General features: G+C 39.1%; 4 protein-coding genes. 2 read left to right on the forward strand and 2 right to left on the reverse strand.

The genetic code is table 11. The annotated features are described in order from the left end of the window. The first annotated feature begins 437 nt into the window (after positions 1 to 437). The gene (locus tag Q1V93_RS05925; protein ID WP_300662758.1) at positions 438 to 779 is read left to right on the forward strand and encodes a carboxypeptidase-like regulatory domain-containing protein; all 342 of its coding nucleotides are present in this window, start codon (positions 438 to 440) and stop codon (positions 777 to 779) included. A 3-nt stretch (positions 780 to 782) separates the two neighbouring features. Next, the gene (locus tag Q1V93_RS05930; RefSeq protein WP_300662760.1) at positions 783 to 1055 is read left to right on the forward strand and encodes a hypothetical protein; all 273 of its coding nucleotides are present in this window, start codon (positions 783 to 785) and stop codon (positions 1053 to 1055) included. 87 nt (positions 1056 to 1142) lie between these two features. Here Q1V93_RS05930 and Q1V93_RS05935 read toward each other — a convergent pair whose 3' ends face one another. Beyond that, on the reverse strand, positions 1143 to 2693 hold the full coding sequence (locus Q1V93_RS05935; protein ID WP_300662762.1) for a DEAD/DEAH box helicase family protein: 1551 nt from the start codon (positions 2691 to 2693) through the stop codon (positions 1143 to 1145). A 393-nt stretch (positions 2694 to 3086) separates the two neighbouring features. Beyond that, a partial coding sequence (locus Q1V93_RS05940) for an outer membrane beta-barrel protein (RefSeq protein ID WP_300662765.1) occupies positions 3087 to 3406 on the reverse strand: 320 nt, incomplete at its 5' end.

Consider the following 3406-nt stretch of genomic DNA (forward strand, 5'->3'; position numbering starts at 1 on the left):
AACCAAAGGTACATTAACCATCCGCTTCCACCAGCAATAATCGCCAAAACAGCGATTCCAGCCATTACATTGTTCAATACCAATCCAACCAAAGCAAGGATGAATCCTGTTATTGCCATTCCTTTCCCTTGAGGGGCTGCAGTTGTTGTTGCGTCTAAATTTTCTGACATAAATATAAATTTTGAGTTACACGGCGAAAATAATATCTTTATTTTTAGATTGGATCACATTGTTAAAAAAAGTGAATATTTTTTATTCAACTATTTAAGTTAATAAACTCCGATAGCTCTATATTTACTGGGTTTTCAGGGGTTAAGGAAGACATAAATTGAATGATTAAATTTCATGTTTAAGGACTTTGTTAACAATCATCCGAAATAAAAAACGTGATTAAATCAATTAAAAACACAGCTATTTGTTAAAATTTTAATTTTACCATGAAAAAATTAATCCCTCTTCTTGGAATCCTTGCATTTTTCGCTATCAATTCGTGCAAGAAAAAAGATTTAACGTACCAAATCAAAGGAACAGTTTACGATTCATCATTCAATTCTCCGCTTGCCGGCGCTCAGGTTGTCATCACAGCAACGTCTTCCGGATCTGTAGGCTCTACCCTGGCAACTTTGACCACCGATGCCAATGGAAACTATAGTTATGAGCTGAAACGCGACAAATACCAAAGCATTAGTATTTCTGTTACGAAAGCCAATTATTTTTCAGACGGTTCAACAACAACATTAGATAATTTATCACTGAAAGATGACAATGCATTTAATTAGAATATGTATGCAAGATCATGGGTCAGACTACATTTTGTCAGTGACGGAACAAAAGTGATTAAATACTACAAACAAGGCGGAAAAAACGGATGCTCTGAATGCTGCCCAACCGGAGAAATCCAATTGGATAATGTAACGGATCAATCTGTTTACTGCATCAACGATGGAAATACGTCGTACAAAATTTTCTACGATGTGCAGGGAACAACCAATAACGGCACACTACAGGTAAACACCGTTCCTTTCGACACAACGGAATTACTGATCAATTATTAAAATAAACTTTACCTGAAAAATTCACTAAACAAAAAATGCAGGAAATAACTTCCTGCATTTTTTTATTCAATCTATAAAAATCAATTCTTAATTGGCATTCGTATTGGCGTCAGCATCTGCCTCTGCTTCAATTTCGTCAAATTTCATGCGGATTTCCTGGCGCAGCTGACGGTTATACGTTTCCATCAGGTACTTGAAGTAATTCGGAGTACTTTTCGCAATACATTTCGTATACGCCTTCAAACGGTGCTCAATATGATCCTGAAGCGCATCCACAATCTGAATGGCGTCATCCAGGTCTTTGGTTTTACGAACAATTCCTTCACAGTGATTTGACAAAGACAAATCTACTGCCAGTTTTCCCTTCTCACCTTTATCCAGGCATTCGTAATAAATATCACGAATACTGAACTTCTCCAGGAAGCCCGTATCAACCAGTTGCTCCATGTGACGCGGGAATTCAAACTCAACCTCAAACTCCAGGTCATCGTCTTCGCTCAAACGCGACTCCAAAAAGCGATCCGGGAAGCGGAATGCATCCTGCCAGTTGATATAATCCTGCCACAATCCGAAACGGCGAACGTTATTTCCTAAATCAATCAGCTTGAAGTTGGCTTTATTCGGCAAACGACGGGAACCACGACCAATCATCTGATGATACAACGTCAGAGAACGCGTGGCACGATTCAAAATAATGGTTTCAACAGTCGGTTCATCAAAACCGGTTGTCAAAATCCCGACAGAAGTCAGAATAGCATCCTTGGTTGTTTTAAACCAATGCAACACGTCTTTTCTGTCTTTATCTGAAAAAGTAGAATCCAAATGGCGGATTTTATATCCTCTTTTCTTGAAAGTTTCTTCCACACGCAGGGAAGTTTCGATTCCGGAATTAAAAATCAAAGTCTTATTCCCGACTGCGACTTCCTCGTATGCGAACAATAATTTCTCCTGCATAAAGAAGTTTCCATACACCGTTTCAGATGAACTGACGGTAAAATCACCGTTTGTTCCGATCTTCAAACCGTGCAGGTTCACGTCATACGTAAACGTTTCCGCATCGGAAAGATATCCGCCCTGAATCAGGGAAGAAATGCTCTCTCCTACCAACAATTTGTTGTAGTGATCGTTTAAGGGCAATGCTTTATTCGAACTCAAAGGGGTTGCTGTAACTCCTAAGATGTTTGCACCGGAATAATACTGGAAGATCTTTCTGAAACTGTTGTAATGCGCTTCATCCACGATCACCAAACCTACTCCATCCACGAAATTTTCGTCTTCCTGCAAGCGGTTATTCAACGTTTCAACCATCGCAATATAACACGGATGGTGTTCCTCATCAATCAGATTCTTTACATCACTTGAAATAACCTTGTTTGAAATACCCAGTGCGTTCAGCTGCTTAGACGTCTGAACAGATAATTCGATCCGGTGTGTCAGGATCAATACCTTCTTTTGGTAACGCTCAATATAGCTTTTCGCAACTTCGGAAAAAATCACGGTTTTCCCCCCGCCTGTCGGCAATTGGAATAGTAGGTTGTAATCAGATCCGTTCTTGTCCAGTTCGTCTATAATTGCATTTACAGTCTTTTCCTGAAACGGATATAATTTTTTTGCTTGAAACAGCTCTTCGTCGATCATTTGTTAAAAAAAGGGGTTACAAAAGTACGCTTCTTTTAAGGATTTCCCAACAGAGTTCTTAAATATTCTCATAATTTTATTTAAATGGGTCTTTTTTTCTGCCACTTCGGAAATCCAATCATTCATGAAACTCGTTTTTTAGATAATTATTATGTCATACACTAAAATCAGTCGTGAAAACGTTTCAATCAATAGCGGGTGAGTATGGCACATTAATTGAGTAACTTCATATAAAACCAACGTCATGAAAACAAGAGTTATCAAAGAAAAAAAAGGAAGCAGTTCAAAAAGTTTTGACAAAGCTTTAATTCATTTGGGAATCCATTACCCGGTACAGGCTGTGACCAGTAAGAAAGCGTAAGTCAACGACCGAAGTCTGAAACAGATTCCGGATTAAAAGTCAAAGCCTCCGCCACCGTTGTCATTGGAACGTTTATCTTCTTTGAAATCCGTTCTTCCGAATCGGTAACGAATACTGACAATGATTCTTCGTGTTTCCCATTTGAATTGGGTTGACTGAGCTACAGTTGGCTGATTTACCTCGAAATAGAATCCCTGAGTGTTGAAAATATCTGTCACGCGCAAACCAATCCCCCATTTGCCTTCCCAAAGTGATTTATCTGCAGAAAAATCAATAGAGCCTCTCGGCTTCATGATTCCCTGGGCAGTCACCGAAGGAGCACTGTATCTTCCGTTGATCTGCAAAGTCAGTG

The organism is Fluviicola sp. (genome assembly GCF_030151805.1).
GTDB lineage: Bacteria > Bacteroidota > Bacteroidia > Flavobacteriales_D > Crocinitomicaceae > Fluviicola.